We start from the raw sequence: 26,368 nt of genomic DNA, 5'->3' as shown, positions 1-26,368 counted from the left end.
GACATGACCAGGGATCTGAAGATCGGCTGCCAGACATTCACGTGGGAAATGCTTGGCGACGCGTGGGCCGGAACCCCGGACGACCTGCTCTCGGCGATATCAGCCGGCGGTTATTCGGGCATCGAAATTACCGACACGATGATCGGCCATTACGGCACAAAGCCCGGCGAGTTCGCGAAGGCTCTAGGCGATAAGGGGTTGCAGCTCGTCTCCTTCGCCTTCGGCTCCAAAAGCGGTTTCACGGTTGCCGACGCGATGGAAAAGGACTTGGCCACGGCGCAACGCTGGATCGATTATGCCGCACAATTTCCGGCTGCGCTCGTCTCTATCGGCTCGGCGACCCTCGTCTCGGAAGGCGTGCGCGACGACAAGTTTGCCATCGCTGCCGAGTACTACAATCGCGCCGCCGCGCTCGGCAAAGCATCCGGCGTCGAGGTCGCCGTCCATCCGAGTTCACATCACAACACCTTGCTGTTCAATCGAGCCGATTACGATCGGATCTTCGCGCTGCTCGATCCCGCACTGGTCGGCTGGGTTCCCGATACCGGCCATATCCTGCGTGGACATGACGATATCCTCGACACGATACGCACCTACCGGGATCGCATTCGCTATCTGCACCTGAAAGACGTCGACGCACACGGCCGATGGGCGATGCTCGGCAAAGGCGTTCTCGATACGCTGGCGGTGATCGATCTCGTTTCCCAGGCACCGCTCTTCAACGGATGGCTGGTGCTGGAAGAGGAATCCGAGACGGCCGCGGCTGATCCAGCCGCAGCCATAAAGGCCAACCGCGAAACGATGCACAGATACGGCGCCTAAGGAAAAGATAATGATCGAGAAGGAAAATCGTCGTCTTCGCGTTGGGGTCCTCGGCTGCGGCCCGATTGCGCAGTTTGCGCATCTGGAATCCTGCGTGAAGGCCAGGAATGCCGATCTCTACGCTATCTGCGACGCCGCACCCGATCTCCTTGCACGTATGGGTGCGACCTATGAGCCGCAGAAAATCTTCAGCGACTACGACGCTATGCTGGCCGACCCCGATCTGGAAGCGGTTATCGTCGCCACGTCAGACACCTATCACGTGCCGATGTCCATCAAGGCACTCGAGGCCGGCAAGCATGTATTGTGCGAAAAGCCGATTGGCGTTTCGGTCGAGGAAGGCCAGCAGCTTGCCGACGCCGTGAAGCGCTCAGGCAAGATCCTGCAGGTTGGGCACATGAAGCGTTTCGATCCCGCGCTTCAGGCGGCGCGCAACTTCGTTCACAATGATATCGGCCAGATCTTCGCGCTGAAGGCGTGGTATTGCGATTCCACCCACCGCTACACCAACACCGACGCGGTGCAGCCGCTACCGGTTACCAGCAAACTTGCGCGCAAGCCGGCCGGCAATCCGAAAGCCGATCTCAGGCAATATTTCATGCTGGCGCATGGTTCACATCTGGTCGACACCGCCCGCTTCTTCTGCGGCGATATCGTCGCCGTGCGCGCCCGTCTTCTCGAGCGTGCCGGCGCCTATTGCTGGTTCGTGGAAACCGAATTCGCCAATGGCGCACTCGGCCATCTCGACCTGACGGTCGCCGTCCGCATGGATTGGCACGAAGGCTTCCAGCTCTACGGCGAAAACGGCTCCGTTCTCGCAAAGACCTTCAATCCCTGGTACTTCCGCGCCAGCGAAGTCGAGATCTTTCATGAGAAGGACGCGACGAGCAGAAAGCCGCTCGGTGCGGATGGGCATTTTTTCCGCCGGCAGCTCGAAGGCCTCGCCGATACCGTGCTGAACGGCGCACCCATGCGCGGCGCCGATGTCGAGGACGGTATCGCCTCCATCCGCGCGATGGTGGCGATCGCGCGGTCGGTGGAGACCGGCGAGCGCCTCGAACTCGCGTCGGTGACGGGGGTCGTCTGATGCAGATCGGGATCTTCGCCAAGACCTTTCCCGGGACTGATCCCCTGAACGTCCTCTCGGCAGTGCGCGACAGCGGCTATGCCGGCACGCAATTCAATCTTGCCTGCTGCGGCCTGCCCTCGATGCCGGACGCAGTGCCCGAAGCCGCCGTGGCGGCGATCCGCGCAGCGGCGCAGGCAACGGGCGTCTCACTTGCCGCCTTGTCCGGAACCTACAACATGGCGCACCCTGACGTGTCGATCCGGCAAACAGGCCTTCGCCAGCTCGCCGTCATCATCAAAACAGCGGCGGCACTTTCTGTTCCACTCGTCACACTTTGCACCGGCACCCGCCATCCCAGCGATCAATGGGCGCATCATCCGGACAACGCCGACCCTTCGGCCTGGGCCGATATGGCGGCGGAGATGTCGAAAGCACTGGTGCTGGCCGAAGATCATGGCCTTGATCTCGGCATCGAGCCCGAACAGGCGAATATCGTGAGATCGGCGGCGGATGCCCAGCGGCTGATTACAGAAATGGGATCGAAAAGGCTGCGGATCGTGCTTGACCCGGCCAATCTTTTCGAAAGCGCCACGCCACCCGAAGCGCGCTCAATTGTCGAACGCGCGGTCGAGACCGCGGCCGGGCACATCGTCATGGCACATGCCAAGGATCGTTATGCCGATGGACGTTTTGCGACGGCCGGCCGGGGCATCGTCGATTTTCCCGATTTTGTCGCACGACTGAAAGCTACCGGCTTCGATGGTCCGCTCGTCACCCATGGACTTTCAGTAGCTGAAGCACCGGGCGTCGCCGCCTTTCTCAAGGAATTGGTGTGATGGACGAAAGCACGGCTTTCATGCGTGACGATGCCACCCTCGCCGTTTTCGACAGTGGGCAAGGACTGCCGGTGCTTTTCCAGCACGGCTTGGGCGGCGATGAGGCGCAGGTTGCGCAAACCTTTCCAATGGGAAAGGCGCGACGCATCACGGTCGAGTGCCGCGGACACGGGGCTTCCGCGCTCGGCGACATCAAGCCTTTTTCATTTCGGATGTTTGCCGAGGATGTGCTGGCCGCGGCGACCGATCGAGGCTTTGATCGCTTTGTCGCAGGCGGCATTTCCATGGGCGCGGCAATTGCCCTGTATCTCGCTCACCACTACCCCGACCGCGTCGCTGCCCTCATTCTTGTCCGGCCCGCCTGGACCTTTACCGCCGCGCCGGCCAATCTGGAGCCAGTTCGCACCGTTGCGGCCTTGCTCCGTTCGGATTCGATCGGGGAGGCCAAGGAGCGCTTCGCGGGTTCCGAGATCGGCATGCGCATACGCGCGAACGCGCCCGATAATTTTGCCTCCCTGCTCGGCTATTTCGACCGGCCGAAAGCGGTCGCTTTCGCATCCGTGCTGGCCGACATCGCGGCTGATGGAACGGGAGTGACACAGGCGCAAGCCGCTGCCCTCACTGTCCCGACCCTCATCATCGGCAACGAACGGGATGCGATTCATCCCCTCGCCTGCGCACGGACCCTAGCCGATACCATTACCGATGCCCGCTTTGTCGAAGTCGCCCCAAAGGCGGCCGACAAGGCGCGGCATTTTGCCGAAGTTCAAGACGCCATCGCTACCTTTCTCAAATCGAAGACCATCCGGAGCCTTTTCCCATCATGACACTCAAGATACTCTCCGGCCCGGCGGCCATTGCAGCGCTCCCCCGCAACCGGCTGCTGGGCGAATTTTCACTGTGGTCTGCCGACCTTGCCAATATGGAGGCCGATCTTAAGCGCATCGAACCCTATGCCGACCTGCACCACATCGATGTCGCCGATGCACGCTTTACACCGGGATTCCTGTTCTTTCCGGATTTCGTCGCGCGCATCGCAAAAGCAACCGCAAGGCCGATCCATGTTCACCTGATGGTCGAAGCCGAAATCGTCGAGGAGCAAACGCGCCAGTTCATCGAAGCGGGGGCCGATCTTATCAGCGTTCACGCCGAAAACGGTGAAGCGGGCTTACAGGCCATTGCCCTGGCAAAGAAGTTCGGGGCCGAAGCCGGCGTCGTCCTGCGGTTGGAAACCTCCGTTTCAGCGATCCGGCCGTTCATCGACCATGTCGCCTTCGTAACACTGCTTGGCACATCGATCGGCGTCAAAGGACAAAGCCTTTCCGAGAAGGCCTGCGACCGCCTGATCGAAGCACGCGCGTTGCTGAAACAGTCCGGCCGGGAGGATCAGGTGATCTTGGCGGCCGATGGCGGCATTCGCGAACAGACCGTGCCGCTCCTACGCGCTGCGGGAGCACAGACGGTCGTTCTCGGATCCCTGGCCTTCGGCGACCAAAATCTGGGCGAGCGGATGGCTTGGCTGCATGGGTTGGAGAGCCGCGTTTCGTGAAAAAGGTTGCCCTCGCATTTGATCTCGGTGGAACGGAACTCCGCGCTGCGCTGGTGGATAGTGAGGGGAGCCTCCTGTCATTCTCCGCCGTGCCGACCCATGCGGCGGGAGGACCGGCTGCGGTGATACAGCAGATCGAATTGCTGGCAGCCGCGGCGCTTGCGGAAATGCCCGATCTCATTCCTGTCGGGATCGGGATCGGCGCCCCCGGCCCGCTCGATCCGGAAGCCGGCATCGTGATCGCCCCGCCGACCCTGGCGGGCTGGTACGAGGTTCCGCTTGCCGACATTCTTTCCAGCCGTTTCCAACTGCCGGTGCGGCTCGAAAACGACGCAAACGCAGCAGCACTTGGCGAATGGCGATACGGCGCTGGCCGCGGCGCGCGATCGATGGTCTTCGTCACCGTCTCGACTGGCATCGGCGGCGGCGTGATCGTCGACGGGCGAACCTTGCACGGCAGACGCGGTCTGGCTGCGGAAATCGGTCATATGACGATCACGAGCGAAGGCGAGCGATGCTTTTGCGGAGCGATCGGTTGTTTCGAAGCCGTAGCCTCCGGAACGGCCCTCGGCAGACGGGCAACGGCGCGGACCCGCCAATCTGACGGCTCGATGCTACGCAAGCTATCCGCCGATGGCGAAGTGACTGGACGCCACGTTGTCGACGCCGCGCGCAATGGCGACGTCCTGGCGCTGGAACTGCTAAGTGCGGAGGCTCGCTGGCTGGGGATCGGCTTCACCAATCTGCTCCACCTCTACTCCCCGGACATTTTGGTGATGGGCGGCGGCATATCGCACGGTTTCTATCTTTTACATGATACCATTGTGGCGACGGTTCGCGAGCGCGCCATGCCAGCCTATCGCGACGTACCGATCGTCCCGGCACAGCTCGGACGTCATGCAGGCCTGATCGGCGCAGCCAGTCTCATCCTCGAAGACGAAGCCGTCTCATCCTCTGGAAACGACCTATAGGCGATGTGCCGGTGTAGCAATCTCTCCGATCGGACGGAGCCAATACCAGGTGTACGATTCTGGCTGTACAGCTAACATGTTAGCCTGTATAAGCTGACTACTCATCTGGAGGAATGAAATTTGTCTCGCAAATTCGGCTTGTCAGTCGCGCTCACGACGCCCTTCGATACCAATGGCGATATCGCGATTGGCCCAATGATCAAACAAGCCGAACTGAGCCTTGCATCGGGATGCTCGAGCGTCACGCTTTTCGGCACCACTGGCGAGGGCTCCTCCATTGGAACGCAGGAGCGCGAACAGGTGCTCAACGCCTTCCTGGAAGCAGGGATAATGCCAAACCAGATCATCGTCGGTGTGATGGCGAATTCGGTCGAAGATGCTGCCGCACAAGCGGGATCTGCGCTGACAAGAGGCGTACGCAATATCCTCCTTGCACCACCTTTCTATTTCAAGAATATCAGCGACGAAGGATTGTTTGCCTGGTTCTCGGCCGTATTCGCGCGGTTGGCCGACAAAGCGCGTGACATTATCGTCTACAACCTTCCATCCGTTACCATGGTGCCGCTCTCCGTAGCGCTGATCGGCAGGCTGCGCGCCGCCTTTCCCGGCATTGTCACCGGCGTCAAGGACTCCTCCGGCGATTGGCCATATACGGAGGCGCTGTTGAAGGCGCATGGCGATCTCGTCATCCTGATCGGCGATGAACGCCATCTCGCCAAGGGCGTCCGGTTGGGCGGCCAGGGAGCGATTTCCGGCATGGCAAATTTCGTGCCCCATGAGGTCCGGCTGATGGCCGAAGAAGGAAAGGATGATCCGCGCGTCGTGGATTTTGTGCCCGAACTGCTGAAATTCCCGGTGACTGCGGCCGTCAAAGTCATGGTGGCACACGTCTCCGGAGATGAAATCTGGCTTGCGGTTCGCCCGCCGCTCGTTTCAATATCCGACGAAGGACAGAAGCACCTTGCCGACGCATTCAATGCGCTTTTCATATCCAAGGCGGCTTAAGCGAACCGGAGAGGTACGGATGGACGGTGTGAACGAGCAGCCGACCTTGCGGGAAAAAGCCTATGCGAGCTTTACCCACCATCTGCTTGCGCGCGATGTGCGGCCAGGCGAATTCGTCTCGCAGCGCAGGCTTGTGGAACTCACAGGCCTGCCGCTTGGCGCCATCCGTGAACTGATCCCGCGGCTCGAAGCCGAAGGCCTGATCAAGACCGTGCCGCAGCGCGGTCTCCAGATTGCCCATATCGATCTCAATCTGATCCGCGAGGCGTTTCAGCTACGCATCTTTCTGGAAAAGGAAGCGGTTGCACTCTTCACCCATACGGCCTCGGACGAAACGATCGCTAAGCTCTTGAAACAGCATCGCGATATCGCCGCCGCCATCCAGGCAGGCGATAGTTCGCAGGAGCTTGAGGTCCATGCGCAATCGGTGGACTGGGGCATGCACGATGCCTTCATCGACGCGCTCGGCAACACGATTATCTCGAACGCTTATCGCGTCAATTCGATCAAGATGCGGCTGATCAGCCAGGACCGCTTCCGGATCAACGGTCACGTCGGTCCAGTGATGAACGAGCACCTGCGAGTGCTTGAAGCGATCGAAAGACGATCCGCTGAGGATGCCGTCGCCGCTCTCGTTTCGCATATCAACGGAGCAAGAGATCGTGCATTGAAAATTTAGATGAAACAGGCCGCAAATGAGGAGATTTCGGCCAAAGGAGGAGGAACAGCATGTCATCGTCATTCATCAATCCCACACGCCGCCGCTTCATGGCGGGTACAGCAGCCTTGGGCGCGGCAAGCATGCTCGGCGTGCGCACGGCATCGGCGTCGGTGGAATGGAAGCGGTTTTCGGGAACCACGCTGGAAGTCAATCTGGTCAAGAGCCCGCGCAGCGAAACCATTCTCAAATATCTCAGCGAGTTCGAGGCGCTGACCGGCATCAAGGTGAATGCCGAGGCGACGCCGGAACAACAGCAGCGCCAGAAGACGACGATTGAGCTCAGCTCCGGAAAGCCGAGCTTCGACGTTGTGCATCTCAGCTACCACGTCCAAAAGCGGCAGTTCGAAAAGGGAGGCTGGCTCGCCGACATCAGCGGCTTCCTGAAGGATCCATCCTTGACGGACCCATCGCTGGTCGAAAGCGATTTTGCCGAGGCTGGCTTGAAGTTCGCCAAGGATTCCAATGGAGTCCTGCGGTCCCTGCCCTTCTCGGTCGACTATTGGATCGTCTATTGGAACAAGGCTCTTTTCGAAAAGAAGGGGCTCACCTATCCGCAGACCTTCGACGAGATGGCCAATGCCGCGGAAGCACTCACGGACAAATCGACCAACACCTACGGTTTCGTCGCCCGCGGTCTGAAGAATGCCAACACGCCGGTCTGGACAGCCTTCATGCTCGGCTACGGCATGACGCCGCTTTCGCCGGACGGCAAATTGCGCACCACCTCGCCGGAAGCGATCGAGGCTGCCAAGCTCTATCAGCGCCTGATGACCAAGGCCGCACCTCCCGGCGTCTCCGGCTTCAACTGGGCCGAGTCGCAATCGGCATTCCTGCAGGGCAAGATCGGCATGTGGTTCGATGGTGTCGGCTTTGCGCCGCCGATCGAAAATCCGGAGAAATCCCGCGTTGTCGGCCAGGTCGGCTATAGCGTCATTCCCAAGGGGCCCTCTGCACAAGCGGCCGCCACCTTCGGCGACGGTATCGGCGTGACGGCGGCGAGCCAGAAGAAAGAAGCCGCCTATCTCTTCTGCCAATGGGTGATCTCGCATGACATGGGCGCGCGGCTGTTGCAGGCTGGCGCCGGCGTGCCGTTCCGCCAGTCCGTCCTCGAGGATCAAAAGGTCCGTGAAGGCGTCAAGATGCCGGGGGCCTGGCTCGACGCCGTGGTCGGCTCCGGCAAGGTCTCCGCACTCGGCCTGCCGGTCATCATCCCGGTCACCGAGTTCCGCGACATCTACGGCGTGGCACTCACCAACATGATCGGCGGCGCGGATCCGGCAAGCGAGCTGAAGAACGCAACAGCGCAGTTTGAGCCGGTGCTGGCCCGAAGCGAGGGGTGATGGCGTCCGTGCACATCGAAGATACCGCAGCGACCGCTGCCAAGAACAAGAGCAAGCCGAAAACTCGGCTTGCTCCCAATTATTGGCCTTTCGTCATCCCGGCCCTGGTGGTCATTGCCGCGGTCATCGTATTTCCGTGGGTCTTCACCCTATGGATGAGCGTCAATAGCTGGACGCTCGGGCAATCCCAAACCTTTACGGGCTTTGCCAACTACGTTCGCCTGGCAACTGATGCCCGCTTCTGGGAGGCGCTGTGGCATACGGTGCTCTATACGGGCCTCTCCGTCATCGCGCCGGTTTTTTTGGGCACACTTGCCGCTCTGATATTCGATGCGCAATTCCCTTTCCGCGGCTTTCTGCGCGGCATTTTCGTCATGCCGATGATGGCGACGCCGGTTGCGATCGCGCTCGTCTGGACCATGATGTTCCATCCGCAGCTCGGCGTGCTCAACTACCTCTTGTCCTTTGTCGGCATCGGTCCGCAGGAATGGATCTACAATCAGTTCAGCGTCATCCCGTCACTGGTCCTGGTGGAGACCTGGCAGTGGACACCGCTGGTCATGTTGATCGTGCTCGGCGGCCTCGCCGCGGTTCCGCGCGAGCCTTACGAAAGCGCCGAGATCGACGGCGCCAATGCATGGCAGAAGTTCCGGTACCTTACCCTGCCGATGATTGCGCCCTTCCTGATGATCGCTGTCATCATTCGCAGCATCGACGCGATCAAGAGCTTCGACATCATCTATGCGATGACGCAGGGCGGGCCGGGCACCGCCTCCGAGACGATCAACATCTATCTCTACAACACCGCCTTTTCCTATTACGACGTGGGCTACGGCTCGGCCATGGCGGTCATCTTCTTCATCCTCATCGTCGTGCTCTCCTTCGTCCTTCTGATGGCGAGACAGCGCGCGAACTGGTCGGATAGGTAGACACTTCGATGAAACGCAAGACGCTCGACCGGATCGGTCTCCTCTTCGTGGCGCTGGTGATGGTCTCGCCGGTCATCCTATTCTTCCTGTGGATGATCTCGCTTTCGTTGAAATACGAAATCGATAACGGCGCCTATCCGCCGATCTTCATTCCGGAGCGCTTTGCCTGGTCGAACTACGTCAAGGTTTTCGAGGAAAACAACTTCTTCCTCTATTTCTGGAACTCCATTCTGGTGACCGGATCCGCAACATTGCTCGCGCTGCTGATCGGCGTTCCGGCTGGCTACGGCATTGCACGCCTGAAGGCGGAGAAGTCGGCGATCGTCATCATGATCGCGCGAATGACGCCCGGCCTCTCCTTCCTCATTCCGCTGTTTCTGCTCTTCCAATGGCTGAACCTGTTGGGAACGCTTTGGCCGCAGATCATCATACATCTGGTGGTCACGGTCCCGATCGTCGTCTGGATCATGATCGGTTATTTCGAGACGACACCGATGGAGCTCGAGGAAGCGGCCAGCATCGACGGCGCGACGCCGTGGCAGATCTTTCGGCTGGTAGCCCTGCCGATCGCCAAGCCGGGGATTGTCGTCTCCTTCATCCTCTCGGTCATCTTCTCGTGGAACAATTTCGTCTTCGGCATCGTGCTCGCAAGCCGCGAGACGCGTACCCTGCCGGTCGCCGTCTATAACATGCTGTCTTTCGAGCAGGTGAGCTGGGGGCCGCTTGCGGCCGCAGCGCTGATCGTGACGCTGCCGGTGCTGATTCTGACGATATTTGCCCAGAAGCAAATCGTTGCCGGCTTGACCGCCGGCGCCGTCAAGGGTGGCTGACTACAGCAAGTGATTGCAGAAGCCCCTATCCCGCCGCAGCGGTCAGAAGTCCTTTTGAAGAGGTCGGTGAAGCCACCGTCCGCAATCATGCAGCCACGTCTTAAAGCATTGAACTGCCTCGGATGAATCTCAGATTAACGTCACCGTCAGGTATCGTTCATTCCCTTGGAGTTATCTTTGAACCAACGTCGCTAAGCAACGTTGTCGCATAGTAACCGGAGGAAACTCATGAACAAGTTCTTCATCGCTTCTGCAATCGCGCTCGCCTCCCTTGCAGCCACAAGTCTCCCATCCCAGGCCGCTTCGGTCGTCGTTACCACGGACGGCGGCGGTCCCTATTACCATCATCGCCATTACTACCAAGACCGCGACGACTGGTATTATCGCCATCATCGCCACCACTGCTTTACCAGGGTGGAAAAGGGATGGCACCATGGCCACAGGGTCGTGACGAGAGAGCGAATCTGCCGCTAATCGTCTTTTGTCAGGCCCGGCCTTGTGCCGGGCCTTATGCCCTGCACTTTTATTGGGGGGTGACCAGGGCATGGGAAATTCCTATCTTCATCCACGCCAGCGTTTCGACATGAACTTTTCGAGCACCGTCATGATGTTGTCGTTACGCATATGGTCACTCCTTCGTGCTCATATTCTGCTCGACCGGCTGAGATTCGAGACCGGATTCACTTGACAACTCCCTCTACCTCCGGCTGGCTTCTGAACGTCAAAATGACGCAGGATGCCAGGCATTTTGATGCTGGCTGGGGAGGTCAGCGAATCAAACCGTCCGGTCAACCAACCGGGCCAAGGGAGGAGTTTTCACATGCTGAGGAAAGCTATTACCCTACTCACGGCGATCTTCATTGCCGCAGCAGCGGGCTTCGTTTCGACCGCCTACGCACAGGGGAAAACATATTATTGGATCTCACACGGCTCGCCGGCGGATCCTGTGTGGACCTATTTCCTCGCCGGAGCCAAGCTCTGGGCGGAAGACACCGGCAACAAGGTCAACACATCGTTCCATAACGGCGATGTTCCTGCGCAACAGGAAGCTGTGCGGGCTGCAATTTCGGCTGGGGCTGCCGGGATCGTGACCACCAGCCCGGATCCGGGCAGCCTCCTCCAAGTCGTCAAGGAAGCCAACGCGGCCAAAATCCCGATCATCAACTTCAATACGCCCGATCCGCAAGCAAGCTTCAACGCCTATGTCGGAGGTGATAACAAGACCTTCGGCCACAACTGGGCACAATATCTGGTCGACAAGAAGCTGGTGAAATCCGGTGATTTCGTCTGGATGCCAGTCGAGGTTCCGGGTGCGACCTACGGGGTGCAGGAGGAAGAAGGCATATCCAGCGTCTTCAAGCCGCTGAACATCACCTGGGAAATCACCGACTCCACATTGGACCAGGCGGAAATCATCACGCGCATGTCGGACTATCTCACCGCCAATCGCTCGAAGATCAAGGCGATCATCGGGCTCGGAGACCTCGTAACCGGAAGCATCAAGCGGGTGTTTGATCAGGTGGGCGTAAAGCCCGGCGAAATTCCGGTCGTCGGTTGGGGTAACTCGCCCGATACCACGCAGGAAGTCCTGACGGGTTACGTAAATGCCGCTCAATGGCAGGACCCGCAAGCAACCAGCTACATGGCTCTATCAATGGCGGCCATGGCGGCCAGCAAGATCCCGCCCGGCTTTAACATCATTACCGGCGCTCTCTATGAAAAGGACAAGGCCGAGATCTACGACAAAATTCTTTCGGGCAAATAACGTCGTCGAAAGTCGTAATGGCTGCGCCACCCGGTTCAAACTGGGTGGCCATCCCAATCGGTGTGCATCCCAAATCGGTGAGCGACCATGCAACATTCCTTCGTTCAACGCTTCGTTTCGAAACCCGAATTCGGTCCGCTCGTGCTGCTGATCCTTGAGCTAGTGATCTTCTGGTCATTCAATTCGGACTTTCTCTCACTTCCAAACATCAGCAACACTCTCTCGTTTACCGTCGAACTGGGGCTGATCGCGTTGGCAATGACCCTGCTGATGACCGCGGGGGAATTCGATTTGTCCGTGGGATCGGTGTTCGGCTTCTCCGCCGTGTTGATGTGGACGGTGTTCAACGGCAATCTGATGCCGCTCGGTGCCGCCTTCCTGGTCACACTCGCACTCAGCCTATTCATTGGGTTCGTAAACGGGTGGTTCGTTACAAAGCTGAACATCCCGTCCTTTCTGGTCACGCTAGGTATGCTCCTGGTGGTGCGAGGCACTGCTCTTTACATCACCGACGGCTTTCCCCAGCACACCTGGACAGCCGGAAACAACTGGTTTGCCAATCTTTTGGCCGGCAGCTTCTTCATCGGCAGTTTCCGAATGTACATGTCGGTGCTGTGGTTTGCGGTCGCGGCGTTGGCCGCGCACATTGTCCTCACTCAAACGAAATTCGGCAATTGGATACAGGCTTCCGGAGGCAATCCGAACGCGGCGCGTGCTCGCGGCGTCAATGTCAGCCGAACCAAGGTTTACTTGTTCATGGCGTCTTCGGCCATGTCGTCGCTTGCAGGGGTGATCAGTTCGATCCGTACCTCGGCGGCAAATCCGAACAGCGGAACGGGTTATGAGCTCGAGGTGATCGCGATGGTCGTCATTGGCGGAACGGTGCTGACGGGCGGGCGGGGAACCATTGTCGGCACGGTGCTTGGCATCTTCATTCTGCGCATCATGCGAAACGGTATCGTGATGGTGGGGGTACCCGGGCTTGCCTACAATATTTTCATTGGAGCGATCATCCTTGGCATGATGGCGCTTCATTCATGGCTTGAACGCCGGCATAGCGCGGGAGTGTAGACCATGGCCGAAGACCTCGTTCGCATGGAGAAAATCAACAAATTCTATGGCCGTATTCATGCGCTTCGCGACGTCAGTCTTGCCGTCAAGACCCATGAGGTGGTGGGCCTGCTCGGCGACAATGGCGCTGGAAAATCAACCCTGATCAAAGTGTTGTCCGGCGCCGTGCCGCTGACGAGCGGCGAGATCATCATCAAAGGGAAAAAAGTCGAGCTTAAAAATACGGCCCAAGCGATTGCGAATGGAATTGAAACGATTTTTCAAGATTCCGCGCTTGTTCCCCAGTTGTCGATCGCCCGAAATCTCTTTCTGGGGCGGGAGCCGATCAAGGGAAGCCGCTTTTTTGGCCGGTTGGATCAGTCGGCAATGAATGCGTCGGCGCGAGACTTGTTGAAGCGGGTCGGCATAACGAAGGATATTCCGCCGGAGACCGCCATCTCTGCCCTATCCGGTGGCGAACGCCAAGCCGTCGCAATCGCCCGCGCCATGCAGTTTGATAGTGATCTGATCATCTTGGATGAGCCTACCAACAATCTGGGCGTCGCCGAAACACAAGGCGTTCTGCGTTTCGTTCGCGAAGCGCGCGACACCGGTCATTCCTGCATTTTCATCGCCCACAATATCCACCATGTATTCCAGGTGGTCGATCGCATCATCGTGATGCGCGGCGGAAGGGTTGTCGCAGACGACGTAGATCCGAAAAAGACGACAATCGCCCAGGTCGAACGGATCATCACCGGCGAGGAAATGCTCAACGCGATCAAGGGTTGAGCGTATTTCCGCCGTTCAAAAGCTTCGACCGGCTTCGAATACTACCCTGCTGGTGCCTTGCCGAGATACGGTACCGATCGCAGTCAGCTATAAGAACCGACCAGCGATTTGACCAGACCTATGATCTTAAGCCGCGTTCGCGGATCTTTGATCTTAGCAAACGCGCGGTTTAGTTCGATCCCCTCTCCCGAGGCCAGAAATCCAGCTAAATCACCTCCGCCGCTGAAAATCTCTTCGCCTGTATTTTCTACCGGCACAGAGACGCCTTCGAAGAAAAACGAAACCGGCACGTCGAGGCAATCCGCGACGTTTTGCAACCGGCTGGCGCCTACCCGGTTTTTGCCTTTTTCATATTTCTGAACTTGCTGAAACGTCACATTCAGCCCTTCTGCGAGCGTCGTCTGGCTCATGCCCAATATGCGACGCCGCATTCGGATGCGCCTACCAACCTCGACATCTATCGGGCTCGGATCTTTTTTATTCAGCTCCATGCGCACGGTTCTCTCTTTCTGGCAGACAGTGCCTCGCGCTTAACGACACAGCAATCTTGGTGGGAAAAGACTGGTCGCAGGCACAGACCTGTTGAGTTCCGGCTCCACTGCCCACAACGTTGAAGGTGTTGACTTCATTTCAGCGAAGGCTTGCTCAATCGAAAAGTCTGAGTGGTCAAAAGACCGCCCATCGAACCTGGGGAGCCGATGGGCGGGGGGCTGCTCTGGGACCTACGCTCATCATGATCGCGAGTCCCAAAACAATGACTGCCGTGGCGCAGCTCAAACTTCAACGAGATTACGCCATGCCATGATCTTGCGTTCCGCTTTCCTGCGCATTCGGGATAGTGCTTGCGTTATGCGAACAGCCCCGCCTCATTAATCAACAGCCAACGGCGGATGCGTTCCGCCTCGCATCAGATTCTGCCGATCAATAGCTATCTGTTAGCAGCCACGGCTCCCATCGTTCGTCCGAACCGCACTGTCAGCAACGTCGCTGCGATTTACTCATTGTCGCCCCGACGCATTTTCGCTGCGTCTGATGGCATTTCACCGAAGGATTGCTGATAAAGCGCTGCGAAACGTCCCATGTGAGAGAACCCCCAGCTCCGCGCGACTTCAGCGACCGATAAAGAGCTGGCCGGGTCCGTTAGTTCTTTGCGCACGCATTCCAAACGCGTTGTCCGTATATAATTCAGAGGCGTTGTGCCTTTGAACTGCTGAAAGGCGGCCTGCAGTGCGCGCACGCTCGTACCAGCGGCCTCGGCAATATCGGTGATGGTCATCGGAGACGAAATATTGGCATGCATGTATTCGATGGCTCTCTTCAAACGCTTTGGAATTGCAGGAGACGCCGGTTTTGCCAGCCGCGCGGAATAATTATTTGGGACAGTTTCCAGCAGCGTGATCATCATTGCCTGCAACAGGCGTTCGACGAACGTTGAGGAGGACTGATGCTCGTCATCGACGTCGAGGCAACTCCAAATGAGATTTCCGAGTGATGTTATCCGCAAACCTTTTACACTCGCCAAATCGACCGTGTCGGCGAACTCGATGTTGCCGTTGACCGGCGCATCAAGCAGTTCACTTAATTGGCGGATCATTGCGGACTTTTCGAACGCAATGCCTATATGACTGCGGTCTTCATGAAGGACCAGCCTATCGAAGCGCGACATATCACCCAAGAGGCCTATCGATGGCTCGGACACGAGCTGATTTCGGCCCGTGTCGATGGCCATTACACCTGAGGACGGCAGGTAAAGAGCGTATGCGTCTGGCCCGCTGGAGAGGGTGACCCTCATTCCGGAATGGCACTTTCCATTCCAGACGCTGCAACGCCCCACGGCGTAATGCCGGTCTTCCACCGAGATTAGCGAGCCTCGCTGAAGCGGCTCCACTTTCGCAGGCGACAACGTCCTTGCATAGTGTTCCGTCATTTCGTCGGCATCGGCGTCCACGATCTTGAAAACGGAATGAGTGGCGTATCTCATTGGCTCCCCCAAATGACCGATCCCCGGGAGCGCTTTCAAGGGTCGGTCAAACCGCATGAAAGCAGATCGTGGATCGCTATTATCGCTCCATGCAATATTGAACAAATCATTGCACGACTGCCCCGGCAGAAACACTATCCAAAACGCGTACGTTACTGCTCACATTCATATTATACCAACGCTCAATGATTAGAACTCATCGGCCCATTTTCTGTGGCCGATTGACATGACGCGCCAAGGCTGGCGTTGGAGCTTGTGCCAAGCATCGCAGCAGTGATCGACGATGTCCTCGTAAGATTTGAAGACGCGGTTGGAGAGCCAGTTTTCGCGCATGAACTGCCAGAGGTTTTCAACCGGGTTGAGTTCGGGCGACTTTGGCGGCAGCGGCAAGATGGTGACGTTTTCGGGCACGGTGAGATTGTTGGACATGTGCCAGCCCGCCTGATCCATGATGAGGATAGCGTGGGCGTCTTCGGCGACATGGCGGGAGATTTCCATCAGATGCTGGTTCATGGCATAGGTGTCGCACCACGGCATGACGAGTGCGGCGGCCTTGCCGAGCTTCGGGCAAATCGCACCGAAGATATAGGCCGATCTCGTGCGCTGGTCGTGCGGCGCTGAGGGCCGTGTTCCGCGCTTGGCCCAGCGACGGGTGATCTTGTTCTTCTGGCCGATGCGGGCTTCGTCCTGGAACCAGATTTCTATTCGTTTTCCTTTAGCGGCTCCGGCAGCGATTTCCGCCACTGCGGCGGGGAAGTTTTTTTAAATTCCTCGATCGCTTGCGGGTCTTGTGCATGGTGCTTGGGACGTGCGGTGAGTTTGCGATAGCCCATGGCATTCAACTCGCGCCCCAGCGTCTGGCGGCTCACCAAGACACGATGCTCCTGCCAAAGCCATTGCACCAGATCAACGAGCCTCCAGCGCACGACGCCATCGAGATAGGGAACAGGACCTTTCTCGACCGCCTCGGCAAGCGCCTTGCGCTGCTTGTCATCGAGCAAGGGCTCCCGCCCCGTCGCCTTGCCTGTCTTCAGACCATCAGGACCGTGCAGATTGAAACGCTCAACCCAATCGCGGATGATCTGCAAACCCACCCCGCCAATCGACGCCGCCTGGCTCCGCGAACCGCCCTCGTAAATGACCGACAAGGCAAGCAACCGGCGGGACCAATCTGCATCCCGGCTCTGCCTCGCCAGCCGACGCAATTCATCAGCCGTATAGTCCTCGCGGATCTTCAGTGCTGTTCCCATGGCGAAATCTCCTTCCGCCATGTTGAATCATGATTTGACCAAAAACGGAATCCGTTGAGTCAACATCATTGAGCCTCGGTATTACTACCTGCAATAAGCAATATATTTTCGGGAACTCGGGTCGACTTACCGCGCAACGCAATCCATTTTCAGTGCTTATCCAGTTGAATTTATGCCGTTTTCTTGACACTCCCGAAAACGCTGAGAAAACTCCCCGCTGAAGCGGCGCTTACCTTTCCTGCCATGAATACTCAAATAATGAAAGGTAGAAAAAAATAATACAATCGGCTTCGATGTGGCTTCGCAAATGTATTTTAAGTATTAAATAACGCTTGCCACATTTGCGTTCCGTTCAGCCGAGCTTCACTTGGCCATCCTCAATGCGACATGTCCTGGAGCGACTTACCATTTCTTGCCCCGGCCTGCGCGATAAGGCGCAGGCTCCCTCCGCCAGCCATCCATAGCCGGGAGTTCACGCTTACGACGCGAAGCCTCTTGACGGAATGTTATCGATAACATAGCCTCTTCTCACCTGAACTTTGGGAGGAGCAGGATGGACGACGGAAAGCTGCTCGAATTTTGCGATATCACCAAAGAATTTGGTGGAACACGCGCCCTGTCGAATGTCTCACTCGATCTGAAACCCGGAGAAATCCTGGCACTTCTCGGTGAGAACGGCGCTGGAAAGTCGACCCTCATCAAGACGCTGGCGGGGATCTACAGACCGGATGGCGGACAGATCCTGTTTCGCGGCAAGCCGTACCATCACCGTCCGCCGAAACCAAACCAGCGCCAGCCGATCGCCTTCATCCATCAGGATCTAGGCCTGATCGAATGGATGACAGTCGGCGAAAATGTCGGCCTCGCGCAAGGCTATTCGTTGCGCGGCCGACTGATCGACTGGCGCGCAACCGAACGCCGCACGGCGGAAGCCCTGAAGCTTGTGGGCTGCGATTTCGATCCGTCGACGCGGATCCAGGAGCTGACCCGAACCGAAAAGTCCCTGGTGGCGATTGCTCGCGCTCTCGCCGTCGAGGCGGACGTTTTAGTTCTCGACGAGCCGACGGCGAGCTTGCCGGCCGATGAAGTCGAAAAGCTGTTTGCTGCCATCCGCCCGCTCAAGGAGCGCGGTGTTGCAATGATCTATGTCTCGCACCGGCTGGATGAAATTTTCAAGATCGCCGATCGGGTCGCCGTGCTGCGCGACGGCCAACTGGTCGGGCAAAAACCGGTTTCCGACACGTCGCCGGATGAGCTGATCCGAATGATCGTGGGACGCAAGGCCGACCAGCTTTTCGTCAAGGCAGAACGAACCGCCGGTCCTGCCATTGTCTCGGTCAAAAGTCTTACCTGCCGCGGCGCCGGTCCGGTGTCCTTCGACATTCGGCAAGGAGAGCTTCTCGGTCTTGTCGGATTGCGAGGTGCAGGCCAGGAATTGATCGGGCGCGCCCTCTTCGGCTGCGAGACCTCCAGCGGAACGGTCCTGCTGAACGGCGCAAGTCCCGATCTCTCCAGCCCGGTCGCAGCCATGGCTTCGGGTATTGGCTTGATTGCCAGGGATCGAACGGAAGAGTCTGTCGCCATGTCTCTTAGCCTGAGAGAAAACACCTTCCTCAATCCCGGTGCATCCGGGCGGGGCATGATGTCCTTCCTGCCGCCGCAGCGCGAGGCCGACATGGCCTATTCGCTCGGCAGCCGTGTCGGCCTTAGACCCAACGATCAGAACCTGGCGATCGAAGCCTTGTCCGGCGGCAATCAACAGAAGGTGGTCGTCGGTCGGTGGCTTGCGACGGGCCGAAAGCTGTTGATCGCCGAAGACCCGACAGCCGGCGTGGATGTCGGCGCCAAGGCGGACATCTACAAGCTGATCGCAGAAGCCGTTGAAGATGGGCTGGCTGTGCTCGTCGTTTCCACGGACTTCGAAGAAATCGCTCATATCTGCCATCGCGCCCTGGTGTTCTCGCGCGGCCAAATCGTCCGGGAACTGAGCGGCGCCGAGTTAACAACACCGGCGGTCATCGCCGCGGCATCCGCATCCGAAGCGGCCTGATCCAGGGAGGAACTCATGCAATCGATCGAATCCAATGCGCTCGAACCCACCAGCGCCGAGCTTGCGGGAATGAGCTTCGGCCAGAAAATCCAGCGCCTCCTGCCGGTCTACGGCCTCGTTATTCTTACGGCCCTTCTGATCCTGCTGTTTTCCATTCTGCTGCCGCAGACCTTTCCGACGCTGCTCAATCTGCGCTCGATCATCTCTGACAAGACGATCATCGCCATTCTGTCATTGGCTGCGATGATCCCGATGGCGGCAGGACGCATCGACCTGACGATCGGTTACGGCATCGTGCTCTGGCATGTCCTGGCGATCAGCTTGCAGACAATGTTCGGCCTGCCCTGGCCGGTGGCCGTGCTGATCGTCATCCTGCTCGGCGCCCTGACCGGCTTCCTGAACGGGTTGCTGGTGGAAATCGCCAAGATCGACAGCTTCATCGCAACGCTCGGAACCGGCACCGTGCTCTATGCCATCGCTTTGTGGCATACCGGCGGACGACAGGTGGTCGGCATGCTCCCGCAGGGCTTTTATGCGCTTAACGGGACGATGGTCTTCGGGCTTCCGATCACCGGGATCTATGTGCTCGGCCTCGCCTTCGTCATGTGGATCGTACTCGAATATCTGCCGATCGGCCGTTACATCTATGCCATCGGCGCCAATCCGAAGGCGGCCGCCTTGAACGGTATTCCGGTCCGCCGCTTCGTCATCGGCGCCTTCGTAACGTCGGGCACGCTCGCTGCCATCGCCGGCGTATTGCTCGCTTCCAAGCTGCGCATCGGCCAGGCCAGCGTCGGGTTGGAATATCTTCTGCCGGCGCTCGTCGGCGCTTTCCTTGGCTCCACGACCATCAAACCCGGCCGCGTCAATGTCTGGGGCACCATGATTGGCGTCATCATTCTGGCCGTCGGTATTGCCGGTATCCAGCAGTTCGGAGGCTCGTTCTATGTGGAGCCACTTTTCAACGGCGTGACCCTGCTCGTCGCCATCGGGATCGCCGGCTACGCGCAGCGTCGCCGGAGCCATGCCGGACGAATGGCTCCAGCACAAAAACCGCAGCTATCGGCTAAGGCGATCGATAACTGAAGATCATCTTGGTTTAATTTTTTCAAAGGGAGGAGAATGAAATGAAACGCAGATTTTTCCTGCAAGCGACTACCGGTCTGTTGATGCTGTGTGCAGGCCAGGCCTATGCGGATCCGATGGCCGATGCGAAAGCCGTCGTTGAAAAATATGCAACGCCGGTCACCAAATGGGACGGCCCGACCACCGGCCCGAAGGCACAGGCCGGCAAGACCATCGTCGTCTTGGCTGGCGACCTCAAGAATGGCGGCATTCTCGGCGTCAGCAACGGTGTCGAGGAAGCAGCAAAGGCGATCGGCTGGCAGGTGAAGGTTCTTGACGGCGCGGGCTCTATCGGCGGACGCACGGCTGCCTTCGGTCAGGCCATAGCGCTGCAGCCTGCCGGCATCATCATCGATGGCTTCGATGCCGTCGAGCAGGCCCCGGCCCTGGAACAAGCAAAGGCCGCCAAGATCCCGTTGGTCGCATGGCATGCCGGACCGGTCATCGGTCCCGATGACAAGAACGGTCTCTTCGCCAATGTCAGCACCGATGCGATGGAAGTCTCGAAAGCGGCGGCCGACTGGGCCTTCGTCGATGCCAAGGGCAAGCCCGGCGTCATCATCTTCACGGATTCTACCTATGCGATCGCCATCGCCAAGGCGGACAAGATGAAGCAGGAAATCGAACGGCTTGGCGGCAAGGTGCTCGAATATGTCGATACCCCGATCGCCGAGACATCGCAGCGCATGCCGCAGCTTACCACCTCGCTCCTGCAGAAATACGGTGATAGCTGGACCCATTCGCTTGCGATCAATGACCTCTATTTCGACTTCATGGGCCCGTCTCTCGCCTCCGCCGGCAAGAGCGGCACCGATGCGCCGATCAATGTCGCCGCCGGCGACGGCTCGCAATCGGCCTATGAACGCATCCGCGCCGGTCAATTCCAGAAGGTCACGGTGGCCGAACCCCTCAACCTCCAGGGTTGGCAACTGGTCGACGAACTCAATCGCGCGTTTTCCGGCGAAAAATGGTCCGGCTATCTCTCGCCGCTGCATGTGGTAACGGCAGACAATATCCAGTCCGATGGCGGCCCGAAGAACACGTTTGATCCTGATAACGGCTACAAGGACCAATACAAGAAGATCTGGGGTAAATGATCCCTTTTCGATCGAGAACAGCGCGGCCTTCGGGCCGCGCTCAGACTGCTGACAACCTCCTGCGTCAACAGCGGAAAAACGGCTCTGCATACGACAAGAGTTTCGAACGCTTTGATGATCTCAACCTTCGATGAAAATGAGCGCCGGCGTTTCGAGCAGCGTGCGGACGCGCTGCACGAATGTCGCCGCATCCCAACCGTCCACGATGCGATGATCGAAGCTGGACGAGAGATTCATCATCTTGCGCGGTACGAACTGCGTGCCGTCCCAGACCGGCCGTATGGCGATCTTGTTGACGCCGATAATCGCCACCTCCGGATGATTGATGATTGGCGTGGAGACGATGCCGCCGAGCGCCCCGAGCGAGCTGATGGTAATGGTCGAGCCGGAAAGCTCATCACGCGTCGCAGTGCCGGATCGCGCCGCCTCCGCCAGCCGGTTCATCTCAGCGGCGCAATCCCAGATGCTGCGTGCTTCCGCATGCCGCACGACAGGCACGGTCAAACCGGCCGGCGTCTGCGTTGCGATACCCATATGGACCGCGCCATAGCGCGTGATGATGCCGGCTTCGTCATCAAAGGTAGCATTGACATCGGGCTGCTCGGAAATGGCCTTCACCACCGCCTGTACCAGAAAAGGCAGAACCGTCAGTTTCGGATGATCCGGCTTGCGGTCGGCGTTCATGGTGGCGCGCAATTCCTCGAGCGAGGTCATGTCCACCTCTTCCACATAGGTAATGTGAGGAATACGCGAGGCGGAGAGTGCCATTTTCTCGGCGATCCGGCGGCGCAGCCCGGTCAGTTTGATCTCTTCGTTCGGAGCCACCTTGGCAAAGCCGCCCCTTGGCCTTGTGGGAGCGGCCTCGTGGCTCAAGAATTGCTCGATGTCCTCTCGCAGGATGCGGCCGGCTGGTCCAGTTCCTTGCACTTGTGCGAGGTCGATACCGCTTTCCTTGGCGAAGAGCCGCACCGGCGGCGCGGCAAGTGGCTTTTCGGTTTGCGGCGTCACTGAATGCGACGCTGTTGGAGCAGGCTTTGGAAGCTCCGCCTTCGTCACTTCGATAGTTGTCTCTAGGCCCTCCTCGGACCGAGCTCCGCCGGTATCTCCGGCTGTATCGATACGCACCAGCGCGGCGTTGACCGCGATACGCTCTCCGACCTCACCGGCAAGCCAGGTGACAATACCGTTGACGGGAGATGGGATTTCCACGGTGGCTTTGTCTGTCATGACGGCGGCAACCACCATGTCCTCGCGAACAGGATCTCCTACCTTCACGAACCACTCCACGAGCTCGGCCTCGGCAACTCCCTCCCCTACATCAGGCATCTCGATGACAAATTCGCTCATGGCTCAGGCCCCTATGATTTCGATAAGCGCCTGTCCGAGACGGGCAGGGCCTGGGAAGTAATCCCACTCCTGCGCGTGCGGATAAGGCGTGTCCCAGCCGGCAACGCGCACGATTGGCGCCTCCAGATGGTAAAAGCAATTTTCCTGAACCAGCGCTACGACCTCGGCCCCAAAGCCCGAAGTCAGCGTTGCCTCATGCACGACAACACAGCGTCCGGTCTTCCGGACCGAATTGACGATCGTGTCCAGATCGAGCGGCAGCAAACTCCTGAGATCGATCACTTCGGCATCGATGCCGGCATCCTCGGCCGCGGCGAGCGCCACATGCACCATCGTGCCATAGGCGACGACGGTTACCGCTGAGCCTGCCCGCCGAATCTCGGCCTTGCCGATCGGGATCGTGTAGTGGCCCTCAGGCACCTCTCCGAGCTCATGTTTGGACCAAGCCGTCACCGGCCGCTCGTGATGGCCGTCGAAGGGGCCGTTATAGAGCCGCTTCGGCTCCAGAAACATCACTGGATCCGGATCTTCGATCGCAGCGATCAGCAGGCCTTTGGCGTCGTAGGGATTGGATGGCACGATCACCTTCAGCCCGCAGACATGGGTGAAAAGTGCCTCCGGGCTCTGGCTGTGCGTCTGGCCGCCAAAGATGCCGCCGCCTGTCGGCATGCGCACAACGATCGGACAGGTAAAATCCCCGTTGGAGCGGTAGCGGATGCGTGCCGCCTCCTGCGTTAGCTGGTCATAGGCCGGATACATGTAATCGGCGAACTGGATTTCGACACAGGGTCTCAGGCCATAGGCGGCCATGCCGATTGCCGTGCCGACGATGCCCGATTCGCTTATCGGCGTGTCGAAACAGCGCGTCTTGCCATATTTCGCCTGAAGCCCCTGCGTGCATCGGAAGACGCCACCGAAATAACCCACATCCTCACCAAAAACGACGACATTGTCGTCCCGCGCCATCGAGACGTCCATGGCGCTGCGCACCGCCTCGATCATCGTCATCCTGGTCATTCTCAGTACCCTGCCTTCTGCCGCTGGCGCCGGATGTGCGGCGGCATCTCGGCATAGACGCCCTCGAAGATGTCTCGAACGGAGGGCTTGCCGCCGGCATGCAACGTGCCGTGCTGCTCTGCCTGGCGCTGGGCCTCCATCACCTCATCCATGATTTCAGCTTCCGCCTGCACATGCCGCTCCTCGGACCATGTGCCCCTGACGATCAGATGTTTCTTCAACCTCAGCACGGGATCGCCAAGTGGCCAGGCCTCGGATTCCGTCTTCGGACGATAGGCATTCGGATCGTCCGAGGTCGAATGCGCCCCGACACGATATGTCACATATTCTATCAGCGTCGGGCCGAGATTGCGCCGCGCACGCTCCGCGGCCCAGCAGGCAACGGCATGGACGGCGAGATAATCGTTTCCATCGACTCGCAGCGCGGGAATGCCGAAGCCAAGGCCGCGCGCGGCGAATGTACCGGAGCCGCCGCGCGCGATACCCTGAAAGGTGGAGATCGCCCACTGATTGTTGACGATATTGAGGATGACCGGCGCCTTATAGGTCGAGGCGAAGACGAGCGCTGAATGGAAATCCGATTCCGCCGTCGAGCCATCGCCGATCCAGCCCGCGGCAATGCGGCTGTCATTCTTGATTGCCGAAGCCATGGCCCAACCCACTGCCTGCACGTATTGAGTGGCGAGGTTGCCAGAGATGGTAAAGAACCCATGCTCCTTGGAGGAATACATGATCGGTAGCTGCCGCCCGTGCAGGGGATCACTCTCGTTCGAGTAGATCTGATTCATCATCTCGACCATCGGATAGCCGTCGGCAATCAGAAGACCTGCTTGACGATAGGTCGGAAAATTCATGTCTCCCTTCTTGAGCGCCTTGCGGAAGGCACAACTGACGGCTTCTTCGCCAAGATGCTGCATGTAGAAAGACGTCTTGCCTTGCCGCTGAGCCATCAGCATGCGGGCGTCGAATGCGCGCAGCTTCATCATGTTGCGAAGGCCGATCAGCAACTCCTCGTCGGAGAGCGTGCCAGCCCAGGGACCGACCGCCTCGCCCTCGCGGTTCAGCACGCGGATGATGGAATAGGCAAGATCCCGGATTTCCTCAGGTTCAACATCCACTTCCGGCCGCGGCACCGAACCGGCTTTGGCGATCTTGACGTTGGAAAAGTCAGGCTGGCCGCCCGGGCGGACGGCAGGTTCAGGAACGTGCAGGGCCAAATGAGAAGAATCCACCATGTTATTCTTTCCTCCTTCGCCGGCCTTGCTCCTCTCCTCCAGAAGCGGGGGCCACATGTGGTTCTCACAGATTGCGGGCGATCACCATGCGCTGCACGTCGCTCGTTCCTTCATAGATCTGACAGATGCGCACATCGCGATAGATGCGCTCGACCGGGTAATCAGCCATGTAGCCATAACCGCCATGTATCTGGATGGCGTCGGAGCAGACGCGCTCCGCCATTTCCGAGGCAAAGAGCTTCGCCATCGACGCTTCCGACAGGCAGGGCAGCCCGGCCTCCCTCAAGGAGGCCGCGTGAAAAACGAGCTGCCGGGCCGCCTCGATCCGCACCGCCATATCGGCAAGGCGGAATGCAACCGCCTGATGCTCGATGATCGGCTTGCCGAAGGCCGAGCGCTCGCGAGCGTAATCGCGCGCCGCCTCGAAGGCCGCCCGCGCCATCCCGACGGCCTGCGCAGCAATGCCGATCCGGCCGCCCTCGAGATTGGCGAGTGCTATGCGATAGCCTTCGCCTTCTGAACCGAGTCTCAAATCGATCGGAATGTGCATGCTGTTGAAGGCAATCTGGCAGGTGTCGGAGGCATGCAGCCCGAGCTTTTCCTCTACGCGGATCACCTCATAGCCTGCCATATCCGTCGGGACGATGAAGGCACTTATGCCCTTTTTGCCGGCGTCAGGGTCGGTGACGGCAAAGACGATGATGACATGGGCGTTCTTGCCCGAGGTGATGAATTGCTTGGCGCCATCAAGGACATAGTGATCGCCATCGCGCCGCGCCCGGGTCTTCAGGTTCGAGGCATCCGAGCCAGCCTGGGGCTCGGTGAGTGCGAAGCCGGCAATCCATTCGCCGCTCGCAAGTTTCGGCAGGAAGCGCTGTCGTTGTTCCTCGTTACCGAACTTCAGGATCGGCACGCAGCCGACCGAACTATGCACGCTCATGATCGTGGAGCACGGGCCGTCACCCGCGGCAATCTCCTCAAGTGCCGCCGCATAGGCGACGATACCGGTATCCGACCCACCATAGACTTCCGGCACCAGCATGCCGAGCAGACCGAGTTCTCCCATTTCCTTCAGCTCTTCGCGCGGGAAGAGATGCTCTCGGTCCCGCTTGGCTGCGCCTGGCGCCAGGCGCTCGCGGGCAAAGTTGCGGGCAAGATCTCGGATCTGCTCCTGGAGTTCGGAAAAGATCATCTGTTCCTTCCCTTTCCGCTCGCGCTGCCCGATTGCGACGGTGGTCGTCTCTGTAGCCGCCACGAGCCCTATCAAAGAGATAGGGCGCATTCGTCGTGCTTTCCATGCCACCGCAGCGGCAACCGAGGGCTCGCAATCGGCTTTTTTATAGGGTCACTTTAACGCATTCGAAAACAACTACTCACCGGTGTTTATGCTCTTTTATCGGAGCTGTGCGATTTGAATTTCACGCCTTGATTGTGACAATTCGAGCGGATACAGGCACTTGGGTTCTCACCGTTCAGTGATTTTTTATTGGGCACCTTACTAAATGAATTCTTGAAGCCAACCGGTGCTCCCCTTTAGCCCACACCGTCTCCAAGCGATTGCGGCATTTTAAGTCAGCAACGTAAAGA

Annotated in this window: 25 protein-coding genes; 18 read left to right on the top strand and 7 right to left on the bottom strand. The window is 58.8% G+C overall.

What is annotated here, in order from left to right; translation table 11 throughout:
* Window positions 1–3 precede the first annotated feature (3 nt).
* The 15 genes from QA646_RS21065 (at window position 4) to QA646_RS20995 (ending at window position 13,679) form a co-directional block, all read left to right on the top strand.
* Complete coding sequence (locus QA646_RS21065; protein ID WP_283060190.1) at window positions 4–822, top strand: sugar phosphate isomerase/epimerase; 819 nt, start codon at window positions 4–6, stop codon at window positions 820–822.
* 10 nt (window positions 823–832) lie between these two features.
* A complete protein-coding gene (locus QA646_RS21060) occupies window positions 833–1,909 on the top strand; it encodes a Gfo/Idh/MocA family oxidoreductase (protein WP_283060189.1) in 1,077 nt (358 codons plus the stop codon).
* Window positions 1,909–2,727: a sugar phosphate isomerase/epimerase gene (locus QA646_RS21055; RefSeq protein WP_283060188.1), complete on the top strand. Its 819-nt coding sequence runs from the start codon at window positions 1,909–1,911 to the stop codon at window positions 2,725–2,727. Before QA646_RS21060 ends, QA646_RS21055 begins: the two co-directional genes overlap by 1 nt.
* Window positions 2,727–3,554 (top strand): alpha/beta hydrolase, encoded by an 828-nt coding sequence (locus QA646_RS21050; RefSeq protein WP_283060187.1) that lies wholly within the window; start codon window positions 2,727–2,729, stop codon window positions 3,552–3,554. Before QA646_RS21055 ends, QA646_RS21050 begins: the two co-directional genes overlap by 1 nt.
* Complete coding sequence (locus QA646_RS21045; protein WP_283060186.1) at window positions 3,551–4,276, top strand: ribulose-phosphate 3-epimerase; 726 nt, start codon at window positions 3,551–3,553, stop codon at window positions 4,274–4,276. Before QA646_RS21050 ends, QA646_RS21045 begins: the two co-directional genes overlap by 4 nt.
* Entirely contained in the window at window positions 4,273–5,247 is a 975-nt protein-coding gene (locus QA646_RS21040) for an ROK family protein (RefSeq protein ID WP_283060185.1), read from the top strand. Before QA646_RS21045 ends, QA646_RS21040 begins: the two co-directional genes overlap by 4 nt.
* Window positions 5,248–5,367: 120 nt before the next feature.
* Complete coding sequence (locus tag QA646_RS21035) at window positions 5,368–6,252, top strand: dihydrodipicolinate synthase family protein (protein ID WP_283060184.1); 885 nt, start codon at window positions 5,368–5,370, stop codon at window positions 6,250–6,252.
* A 19-nt stretch (window positions 6,253–6,271) separates the two neighbouring features.
* The gene (locus QA646_RS21030; RefSeq protein WP_283060183.1) at window positions 6,272–6,931 is read left to right on the top strand and encodes a GntR family transcriptional regulator; all 660 of its coding nucleotides are present in this window, start codon (window positions 6,272–6,274) and stop codon (window positions 6,929–6,931) included.
* A 50-nt stretch (window positions 6,932–6,981) separates the two neighbouring features.
* Window positions 6,982–8,313 (top strand): sugar ABC transporter substrate-binding protein, encoded by a 1,332-nt coding sequence (locus QA646_RS21025; protein WP_283060182.1) that lies wholly within the window; start codon window positions 6,982–6,984, stop codon window positions 8,311–8,313.
* Window positions 8,313–9,242, top strand: coding sequence for a sugar ABC transporter permease (locus QA646_RS21020; RefSeq protein ID WP_283060181.1), 930 nt, complete (start codon window positions 8,313–8,315; stop codon window positions 9,240–9,242). The genes QA646_RS21025 and QA646_RS21020 overlap by 1 nt, the downstream gene beginning before the upstream one ends.
* An 8-nt stretch (window positions 9,243–9,250) precedes the next feature.
* Window positions 9,251–10,072, top strand: coding sequence for a carbohydrate ABC transporter permease (locus tag QA646_RS21015; protein WP_283060180.1), 822 nt, complete (start codon window positions 9,251–9,253; stop codon window positions 10,070–10,072).
* A 228-nt stretch (window positions 10,073–10,300) separates the two neighbouring features.
* Window positions 10,301–10,546 carry a hypothetical protein gene (locus tag QA646_RS21010; RefSeq protein ID WP_283060179.1) on the top strand — a complete coding sequence of 82 codons (246 nt, stop codon included), beginning with the start codon at window positions 10,301–10,303 and terminating at the stop codon, window positions 10,544–10,546.
* A gap of 346 nt (window positions 10,547–10,892) precedes the next feature.
* On the top strand, window positions 10,893–11,837 hold the full coding sequence (locus QA646_RS21005) for a substrate-binding domain-containing protein (protein WP_283060178.1): 945 nt from the start codon (window positions 10,893–10,895) through the stop codon (window positions 11,835–11,837).
* An 87-nt stretch (window positions 11,838–11,924) separates the two neighbouring features.
* Window positions 11,925–12,908 (top strand): ABC transporter permease, encoded by a 984-nt coding sequence (locus QA646_RS21000; RefSeq protein ID WP_283060177.1) that lies wholly within the window; start codon window positions 11,925–11,927, stop codon window positions 12,906–12,908.
* Window positions 12,909–12,911: 3 nt separating this feature from the next.
* On the top strand, window positions 12,912–13,679 hold the full coding sequence (locus QA646_RS20995; protein WP_283060176.1) for an ATP-binding cassette domain-containing protein: 768 nt from the start codon (window positions 12,912–12,914) through the stop codon (window positions 13,677–13,679).
* An 83-nt stretch (window positions 13,680–13,762) separates the two neighbouring features.
* Here QA646_RS20995 and QA646_RS20990 read toward each other — a convergent pair whose 3' ends face one another.
* The 3 genes from QA646_RS20990 to QA646_RS20980 all read right to left on the bottom strand — a co-directional run bounded on the left by QA646_RS20990 (window position 13,763) and on the right by QA646_RS20980 (window position 16,910).
* Window positions 13,763–14,170 (bottom strand): helix-turn-helix transcriptional regulator, encoded by a 408-nt coding sequence (locus tag QA646_RS20990; protein ID WP_283060175.1) that lies wholly within the window; start codon window positions 14,168–14,170, stop codon window positions 13,763–13,765.
* 503 nt (window positions 14,171–14,673) lie between these two features.
* The gene (locus QA646_RS20985; protein ID WP_283060174.1) at window positions 14,674–15,660 is read right to left on the bottom strand and encodes an AraC family transcriptional regulator; all 987 of its coding nucleotides are present in this window, start codon (window positions 15,658–15,660) and stop codon (window positions 14,674–14,676) included.
* Between the two features lie 189 nt (window positions 15,661–15,849).
* Window positions 15,850–16,910 (bottom strand): IS630 family transposase gene (locus QA646_RS20980; protein ID WP_283055739.1). Its coding sequence is split into 2 segments (ribosomal slippage): window positions 15,850–16,418 and window positions 16,418–16,910, totalling 1,062 coding nucleotides; the frame shifts between segments, so codons are not numbered across the junction.
* A 553-nt stretch (window positions 16,911–17,463) separates the two neighbouring features.
* Here QA646_RS20980 and QA646_RS20975 point away from each other — a divergent pair.
* From QA646_RS20975 to QA646_RS20965, 3 genes are read left to right on the top strand one after another with little or no spacing between them, the layout of a single operon-like run.
* Window positions 17,464–18,960 carry a sugar ABC transporter ATP-binding protein gene (locus QA646_RS20975; protein WP_283060173.1) on the top strand — a complete coding sequence of 499 codons (1,497 nt, stop codon included), beginning with the start codon at window positions 17,464–17,466 and terminating at the stop codon, window positions 18,958–18,960.
* A gap of 15 nt (window positions 18,961–18,975) precedes the next feature.
* A complete protein-coding gene (locus QA646_RS20970; RefSeq protein WP_283060172.1) occupies window positions 18,976–20,046 on the top strand; it encodes an ABC transporter permease in 1,071 nt (356 codons plus the stop codon).
* Window positions 20,047–20,087: 41 nt separating this feature from the next.
* Complete coding sequence (locus tag QA646_RS20965; protein ID WP_283060171.1) at window positions 20,088–21,182, top strand: substrate-binding domain-containing protein; 1,095 nt, start codon at window positions 20,088–20,090, stop codon at window positions 21,180–21,182.
* Window positions 21,183–21,302: 120 nt separating this feature from the next.
* Here the strand turns inward: QA646_RS20965 and QA646_RS20960 are convergent, their stop codons facing one another.
* The 4 genes from QA646_RS20960 to QA646_RS20945 all read right to left on the bottom strand — a co-directional run bounded on the left by QA646_RS20960 (window position 21,303) and on the right by QA646_RS20945 (window position 25,973).
* Window positions 21,303–22,529 (bottom strand): dihydrolipoamide acetyltransferase family protein, encoded by a 1,227-nt coding sequence (locus tag QA646_RS20960; RefSeq protein WP_283060170.1) that lies wholly within the window; start codon window positions 22,527–22,529, stop codon window positions 21,303–21,305.
* 3 nt (window positions 22,530–22,532) lie between these two features.
* Window positions 22,533–23,546, bottom strand: a complete 1,014-nt coding sequence (locus QA646_RS20955) for an alpha-ketoacid dehydrogenase subunit beta (RefSeq protein WP_283060169.1) — start codon at window positions 23,544–23,546, stop codon at window positions 22,533–22,535.
* A 2-nt stretch (window positions 23,547–23,548) separates the two neighbouring features.
* Window positions 23,549–24,781, bottom strand: coding sequence for a 3-methyl-2-oxobutanoate dehydrogenase (2-methylpropanoyl-transferring) subunit alpha (locus QA646_RS20950; protein ID WP_283060168.1), 1,233 nt, complete (start codon window positions 24,779–24,781; stop codon window positions 23,549–23,551).
* Window positions 24,782–24,845: 64 nt separating this feature from the next.
* On the bottom strand, window positions 24,846–25,973 hold the full coding sequence (locus QA646_RS20945) for an acyl-CoA dehydrogenase family protein (protein WP_283060520.1): 1,128 nt from the start codon (window positions 25,971–25,973) through the stop codon (window positions 24,846–24,848).
* Window positions 25,974–26,368: the final 395 nt, after the last annotated feature.

It is taken from the genome of Rhizobium sp. CB3090 (assembly GCF_029714285.1).
In the GTDB taxonomy this organism is placed as follows: Bacteria; Pseudomonadota; Alphaproteobacteria; order Rhizobiales; family Rhizobiaceae; genus Rhizobium.
This window is presented reverse-complemented; position numbering and strand designations above follow the sequence as displayed.

Excerpts from the sequence above, each read along its gene's own strand:
- QA646_RS21030 (WP_283060183.1), top strand. The coding sequence starts at position 6,272 with ATGGACGGTGTGAACGAGCAGCCGACCTTGCGGGAAAAAGCCTATGCG.
- QA646_RS21005 (WP_283060178.1), top strand. The coding sequence starts at position 10,893 with ATGCTGAGGAAAGCTATTACCCTACTCACGGCGATCTTCATTGCCGCA.
- QA646_RS20975 (WP_283060173.1), top strand. The coding sequence starts at position 17,464 with ATGGACGACGGAAAGCTGCTCGAATTTTGCGATATCACCAAAGAATTT.
- QA646_RS21055 (WP_283060188.1), top strand. The coding sequence starts at position 1,909 with ATGCAGATCGGGATCTTCGCCAAGACCTTTCCCGGGACTGATCCCCTG.
- QA646_RS20960 (WP_283060170.1), bottom strand. The coding sequence starts at position 22,529 with ATGAGCGAATTTGTCATCGAGATGCCTGATGTAGGGGAGGGAGTTGCC.
- QA646_RS21045 (WP_283060186.1), top strand. The coding sequence starts at position 3,551 with ATGACACTCAAGATACTCTCCGGCCCGGCGGCCATTGCAGCGCTCCCC.
- QA646_RS21000 (WP_283060177.1), top strand. The coding sequence starts at position 11,925 with ATGCAACATTCCTTCGTTCAACGCTTCGTTTCGAAACCCGAATTCGGT.
- QA646_RS20990 (WP_283060175.1), bottom strand. The coding sequence starts at position 14,170 with ATGGAGCTGAATAAAAAAGATCCGAGCCCGATAGATGTCGAGGTTGGT.
- QA646_RS21050 (WP_283060187.1), top strand. The coding sequence starts at position 2,727 with ATGGACGAAAGCACGGCTTTCATGCGTGACGATGCCACCCTCGCCGTT.
- QA646_RS20970 (WP_283060172.1), top strand. The coding sequence starts at position 18,976 with ATGCAATCGATCGAATCCAATGCGCTCGAACCCACCAGCGCCGAGCTT.
- QA646_RS21010 (WP_283060179.1), top strand. The coding sequence starts at position 10,301 with ATGAACAAGTTCTTCATCGCTTCTGCAATCGCGCTCGCCTCCCTTGCA.
- QA646_RS20955 (WP_283060169.1), bottom strand. The coding sequence starts at position 23,546 with ATGACCAGGATGACGATGATCGAGGCGGTGCGCAGCGCCATGGACGTC.
- QA646_RS21065 (WP_283060190.1), top strand. The coding sequence starts at position 4 with ATGACCAGGGATCTGAAGATCGGCTGCCAGACATTCACGTGGGAAATG.
- QA646_RS21015 (WP_283060180.1), top strand. The coding sequence starts at position 9,251 with ATGAAACGCAAGACGCTCGACCGGATCGGTCTCCTCTTCGTGGCGCTG.
- QA646_RS21025 (WP_283060182.1), top strand. The coding sequence starts at position 6,982 with ATGTCATCGTCATTCATCAATCCCACACGCCGCCGCTTCATGGCGGGT.
- QA646_RS20965 (WP_283060171.1), top strand. The coding sequence starts at position 20,088 with ATGAAACGCAGATTTTTCCTGCAAGCGACTACCGGTCTGTTGATGCTG.
- QA646_RS21060 (WP_283060189.1), top strand. The coding sequence starts at position 833 with ATGATCGAGAAGGAAAATCGTCGTCTTCGCGTTGGGGTCCTCGGCTGC.
- QA646_RS20985 (WP_283060174.1), bottom strand. The coding sequence starts at position 15,660 with ATGAGATACGCCACTCATTCCGTTTTCAAGATCGTGGACGCCGATGCC.
- QA646_RS21020 (WP_283060181.1), top strand. The coding sequence starts at position 8,313 with ATGGCGTCCGTGCACATCGAAGATACCGCAGCGACCGCTGCCAAGAAC.
- QA646_RS20950 (WP_283060168.1), bottom strand. The coding sequence starts at position 24,781 with ATGGTGGATTCTTCTCATTTGGCCCTGCACGTTCCTGAACCTGCCGTC.
- QA646_RS20945 (WP_283060520.1), bottom strand. The coding sequence starts at position 25,973 with ATGATCTTTTCCGAACTCCAGGAGCAGATCCGAGATCTTGCCCGCAAC.
- QA646_RS20995 (WP_283060176.1), top strand. The coding sequence starts at position 12,912 with ATGGCCGAAGACCTCGTTCGCATGGAGAAAATCAACAAATTCTATGGC.